Source organism: Planktotalea sp. (genome assembly GCF_018607965.1).
Taxonomy (GTDB): Bacteria; Pseudomonadota; Alphaproteobacteria; order Rhodobacterales; family Rhodobacteraceae; genus Planktotalea.
In genome coordinates, this window is record NZ_JABBAM010000001.1 from 1 (window position 1) to 4,895 (window position 4,895).

7 protein-coding genes are annotated in these 4,895 nt (G+C 50.5%); 6 read left to right on the forward strand and 1 reads right to left on the reverse strand.

Translation table 11 applies throughout. The features are described 5' to 3' along the window. The 4 genes from rplV to QZ279_RS00020 form a co-directional block, all read left to right on the forward strand. A partial coding sequence (rplV, locus tag QZ279_RS00005; protein WP_293446723.1) for a 50S ribosomal protein L22 occupies window positions 1–365 on the forward strand: 365 nt, incomplete at its 5' end. Continuing rightward, window positions 365–1,072, forward strand: coding sequence for a 30S ribosomal protein S3 (gene rpsC, locus QZ279_RS00010; protein WP_293446724.1), 708 nt, complete (start codon window positions 365–367; stop codon window positions 1,070–1,072). The genes rplV and rpsC, both read left to right, overlap by 1 nt. A 12-nt stretch (window positions 1,073–1,084) precedes the next feature. Beyond that, the gene (gene rplP, locus QZ279_RS00015) at window positions 1,085–1,498 is read left to right on the forward strand and encodes a 50S ribosomal protein L16 (RefSeq protein ID WP_293446725.1); all 414 of its coding nucleotides are present in this window, start codon (window positions 1,085–1,087) and stop codon (window positions 1,496–1,498) included. Between the two features lie 781 nt (window positions 1,499–2,279). Further along, a complete protein-coding gene (locus QZ279_RS00020; RefSeq protein ID WP_293446726.1) occupies window positions 2,280–2,945 on the forward strand; it encodes a L,D-transpeptidase in 666 nt (221 codons plus the stop codon). Between the two features lie 77 nt (window positions 2,946–3,022). On the opposite strand, the gene QZ279_RS00025 is transcribed toward QZ279_RS00020, so the two are convergent. After that, window positions 3,023–3,292: a lipoprotein gene (locus tag QZ279_RS00025; RefSeq protein WP_293446727.1), complete on the reverse strand. Its 270-nt coding sequence runs from the start codon at window positions 3,290–3,292 to the stop codon at window positions 3,023–3,025. A gap of 201 nt (window positions 3,293–3,493) precedes the next feature. Here QZ279_RS00025 and QZ279_RS00030 point away from each other — a divergent pair, with 201 nt between their 5' ends. Continuing rightward, window positions 3,494–4,111 carry a TIGR02466 family protein gene (locus QZ279_RS00030; protein WP_293446728.1) on the forward strand — a complete coding sequence of 206 codons (618 nt, stop codon included), beginning with the start codon at window positions 3,494–3,496 and terminating at the stop codon, window positions 4,109–4,111. Next, a complete protein-coding gene (locus QZ279_RS00035) occupies window positions 4,098–4,544 on the forward strand; it encodes a hypothetical protein (protein ID WP_293446729.1) in 447 nt (148 codons plus the stop codon). The genes QZ279_RS00030 and QZ279_RS00035 overlap by 14 nt, the downstream gene beginning before the upstream one ends. Window positions 4,545–4,895: the final 351 nt, after the last annotated feature.

Below are 4,895 nucleotides of genomic sequence, written 5' to 3' on the forward strand. Positions count from 1 at the left end.
ATCCCCGCCGCGTGGCAGACAACGAAGCAATGGCAAAACTGCGCATGCTCCGTACCTCCCCGCAAAAGCTGAACCTTGTTGCCGGTCTTATCCGTGGCAAAAAGGTAGATCGTGCGATGACCGATCTTGCGTTCTCTAAGAAGCGTATTGCTGCTGATGTACGCAAGTGCCTTCAGTCCGCAATTGCGAACGCAGAAAACAACCACAACTTGGATGTGGACGAACTGATCGTGGCAGAAGCCTATGTCGGTAAGAACCTCACCATGAAGCGTGGACGTCCACGTGCCCGTGGTCGTTTCGGCAAGATCATCAAGCCGTTCAGCGAAATCACCATTCTGGTCCGCCAGATCGAGGAGCAAAGCTAATGGGTAATAAAACCAATCCAATCGGCATGCGCCTTCAGGTTAACCGTACTTGGGATAGCCGCTGGTATGCAGACACTAAGGATTTCGGGAACTTGCTTCTTGAAGACCTTAAAATGCGCGAATTCATCAAAGTTGAGTGCAAACAAGCGGGTATTGCCCGTGTGATCATCGAACGCCCACACAAGAAGTGCCGCGTTACGATCCACACTGCACGTCCAGGTGTAATCATCGGTAAGAAAGGTGCAGACATCGAAGGTCTGCGCAAGAAACTGGCGAATTTCACTGACTCTGAATTGCACCTCAACATCGTTGAAGTCCGCAAGCCAGAAATGGATGCAGCTCTTGTTGGTGAATCCATCGCACAGCAATTGGAACGCCGTGTTTCTTTCCGTCGCGCTATGAAGCGTTCGGTTCAGAATGCAATGCGTATGGGTGCCCTTGGTATCCGTATTAACCTTGCTGGTCGTTTGGGCGGCGCAGAAATCGCGCGTACTGAATGGTACCGTGAAGGTCGCGTTCCGTTGCACACCTTGCGTGCCGACATCGATTACGCACACGTTGAAGCGATGACTGCTTATGGCATCATCGGGATCAAAACCTGGATCTTCAAAGGCGAGATCATGGAACACGATCCTCAGGCACGTGACCGTAAAGCACAAGAACTCCAAGATGGCCCTGCACCTCGTGGTGCTGGCGGTCGTCGCTAAGGGAGAGATTAAATGCTTCAACCAAAACGTACCAAATTCCGCAAAATGCACAAAGGCCGTATCAACGGTCTGGCAAAAGGCGGATCTGATCTGAACTTCGGAACGTATGGCCTCAAGTCCACACAGCCCGAGCGTGTGACTGCACGTCAGATCGAAGCGGCCCGTCGTGCTATGACGCGTCACATGAAACGCCAAGGCCGTGTCTGGATCCGTATTTTCCCAGACACACCTGTTACTTCTAAGCCTACAGAAGTTCGTATGGGTAAAGGTAAAGGTTCTGTGGATTATTGGGCAGCCAAGGTTAAACCTGGCCGCGTAATGTTCGAGATCGATGGTGTTGACGAAGTGATCGCACGTGAGGCGCTTCGCCTTGCAGCGATGAAGCTTCCTGTGAAGACACGTGTTGTGGTTCGCGAAGACTGGTAAGTCTTAGCGGTTTCGGGGGTGCGAATTTTCTAGAAAATTCGTTTCCCACCGCACAATAGAGAAACAGAGGCCTTCGCGGAGAAATCCGTGGGGGCCTTTCTTTTGGGGAATACCTGCCTTTAGAAGGAAAGGGGCCCTAAGTAGGCCATGTCTTGTCATCACGTTCGGGAAATCGGGGCTCATTGCAGGGTAGAAGATTCAATATGATCCGCTTCATAAAAATCGCTCTGATATTTCTAGTTCTTCTGATTGGGGCCGTCTTTGGATGGCTGATCAGCGCTTCCTATTTTTCTAACAGAAACGATCACGCTCTCGTTTTTGTGGAATCGAGTGTTAAAAGCGAAAACAGTTTTTCTTTCAGTTCTCCATTACTCGCGTGTCTGCGTGGGCCTTATGCCGAGTGTCAAATCGACCGGTGTACTGAGATAGGCGAGGGCCAGTTCTTGATTGACATCATGTCTGATAGTTCATCGGAAAGTATTTTATTTCGTAGGGAAATCGTTGACGCCAACGAGGGACGATCCAGATACGCATCGACACCTAGAGGATGCGTGGAGATGGACGTAAATGATGTGCTTAGACTTATGAAACTCTCGGAAGATGATCATTCTGTTGTTCTTCAATTGAAGCTGCAAAAAGCTCTGAAAAATTAGAGCATCGGGTTTGAGCGATGACCTAGCCTGAGCGCGCCATACACACCCATGTGACTCGCGCTTTGATCCTAAGCGGTATACCTTTACCCTAACCTACTCGAACGACTGCCTAAAAGGATTGCACTGCCATGCTCACCAGACGCCATTTCACGATTTCTGCGGCCGCGTTGTTTTCAGCACCGATTGCTCACATTGCATCCGCGGCACCAACGTCACCAAAATCAAAATGGGATGTGTGGGATGCCCAAATCACGCCAGCGGCCTACGACCCTGCAAGGTCTAACCCTTGGGGTCTTCATCGTCGTTTCTTGCCACAACGCGTAGAGGCGAACGCAGGACTGAAAGTCGGCGATATCCACGTGGATGCGGTTGCGCGTTACCTTTATCATATCGACGCCGAGGGCACAGCAATGCGGTACGGTGTTGCGATCGCCAAGGGCAATCTGTACGAGCCGGGCGTTTATACAATCCGTCGCAAAACAAAATGGCCAACTTGGACACCGACACCGGCGATGATCGAACGCGAACCTGACCAGTATAAGCAGCACGAGGAAGGGATGAATGCTGGTCCGTCTAACCCGCTCGGATCACGCGCGTTTTACCTTTTTTCGGGCAACCGCGACACGTATTTACGTATCCATGGATCACCCAATCCGGGTTCAATCGGTGGGCGCGCAAGTTCTGGCTGTGTTCGCATGGTGATGGCGCACATCAATGGACTGTATGACAACGTCTCAACGAACGTTTCCGCGCATTTGCATTCTGCAGAAGAGCATTTGTCCGCGAATAGTTAAAACGTGCTACTAGAAAAGAAAACGCCCGAGACTGTTTTACTTCAGTCTCGGGCGTTTCGCGTTTGGTTTGCTCCGACTTAGGACGCGCGCGTGCAGATCGGGCGGCCATTGTTTGCGCGCAAGGGCAAGAACGTGGTTTCAACAGGGCCAACGTGTTGGAATGTGTAGCAGCCATCTACTGGATCAATCCTCAACGCAGTCAGGTTCTGGCCAGGAGCCGCAATAGACGTGACGCCTTCGGGGACTTCAGCGATGAACGGGATTGCTTTGCTGGTGCTTGTCGCCGTGACGTCTTGGCACGCCGCAAGTAGTGAGGCTGCGCCCAAAACAAAGATCATTTTTTTCATGTAACCGTCCCCAAGTTGACTTTCCCTAAGATGATAGGATTCGCGTGGGGAAACCAGTTAAATCGGTGATTTATGCGGAGTTGCACTTGGTGGTGTCGTTGCATGCCAAGACGTGCGACGGGGTGTCAGCCTATACAAAACCTTTCAGTTGGACACGATACCTCACTCGTCATTCATCGCGAGAGCCTCTAAATGAGATCTATGACCCATATAGAATCTCTCTTCGTGACCCGACTGTACCGCGCTGCCTTGTCTGATCACGGCACCGTATCCGCTGATGAACTGGAAGCGTCCTGTTTCGCAATCGCAAGCGATGATGAAGCGGGCCAGCAATGGTGCGAGGACAATGATTTCCCGGGCTACACATCCTATGCGTCTCTGACGGACCTCGCGTGGCGTTTTCCGATTTTCGCGGATGTGATCAAAGCACTGGACGTCCATGTCGCAGCTTTCGTTGAGGATGCGCAGTTTGATCTGGATGGGCGCAAGCTCAAACTTGAAGACATCTGGATAAACATCTTACCCGAAGGCGGCATTCACACGTCCCACATTCATCCCCATTCTGTGATCAGCGGCACGACCTATGTGTCCATGCCTAAGGACGCGAGCGCGATCAAGTTTGAAGACCCGCGCAGTCAAATGCTTATGGCCTCGCCAACGCGTTTGAAAACGGCGCGACGCGAATTGAAGACCTTTGTTTATGTTGAACCCGAAGTGGGCGATGTGTTGCTTTGGGAAAGCTGGTTGCGTCACGAGGTGCCGATGAACATGGCTGAGGAAGAGCGTGTCTCGGTGAGTTTTAATTATGCTTGGGGATAGCTTTTCCAGCCTAATCGGATTGGAAGGCAGTTGGCCCGCTTCAAATGAGATCGAAGGCGAGTTATCCGCTAAGGGTTATGTTGAATGGGCCGCAAGCTACGTCATCGCCGCAAATATTTTGTGTTCCATCAACTATGATCAGCATCCGTTCTATTATCACGCTGGTCCACTCATGAACACCTTAGGGATAGCCGTTGAGCTCACACTAAAAGCGATGTTGCGTAGCCAAGGATATAGCGACAAGAAAATTCGTCGGTTTGGCCATTGCACCTATGAGTTATACAAAGAGGCGTCAGCAAATTTCGATGAGGCGAGGTTTCTAAATCAAGTCTATCTCAATTTAGAACATTACGATGTTCCAGAAGAAATTGTGGAACAGTGCAAAGATACTCATGAAGATTTTGAGAACCTTGAAATGTACTTCAAGTGCTAACTTGGTCAGCTTTGTAATTTAGATGGTGTCTATGATCGGCCGTTCACGGCAAGATACATGAAACCTGGTCACCACGTGTTACCAGATACATATGTTATTCTTATGGGCACCCATATTCTTCTAAATGCGATGGCAGAGCGAGTAGGGGTGCCGCTTTTGCCAAATTCTCATATTTAGTGGGCTGCCTCACTTGATCTGGACGGCGTGTTGTGTGGATATCTGATCCCCTTTGACAAAGCTTTGTCACAGCGCTTGCCAAGCCATCCCAACCCTCCTATACGCCAAGATCTAGTGATCTCCACGGGATTCGTTTGTCACGCTCTTGCGGCAACCTCGTGATGTTGAAAAAGG

Bases quoted from the DNA above. Each gene is read 5' to 3' on its own strand.
- rpsC (WP_293446724.1), top strand. From the start codon at position 365: ATGGGTAATAAAACCAATCCAATCGGCATGCGCCTTCAGGTTAACCGT.
- rplP (WP_293446725.1), top strand. From the start codon at position 1,085: ATGCTTCAACCAAAACGTACCAAATTCCGCAAAATGCACAAAGGCCGT.
- QZ279_RS00020 (WP_293446726.1), top strand. From the start codon at position 2,280: ATGCTCACCAGACGCCATTTCACGATTTCTGCGGCCGCGTTGTTTTCA.
- QZ279_RS00025 (WP_293446727.1), bottom strand. From the start codon at position 3,292: ATGAAAAAAATGATCTTTGTTTTGGGCGCAGCCTCACTACTTGCGGCG.
- QZ279_RS00030 (WP_293446728.1), top strand. From the start codon at position 3,494: ATGACCCATATAGAATCTCTCTTCGTGACCCGACTGTACCGCGCTGCC.
- QZ279_RS00035 (WP_293446729.1), top strand. From the start codon at position 4,098: ATGCTTGGGGATAGCTTTTCCAGCCTAATCGGATTGGAAGGCAGTTGG.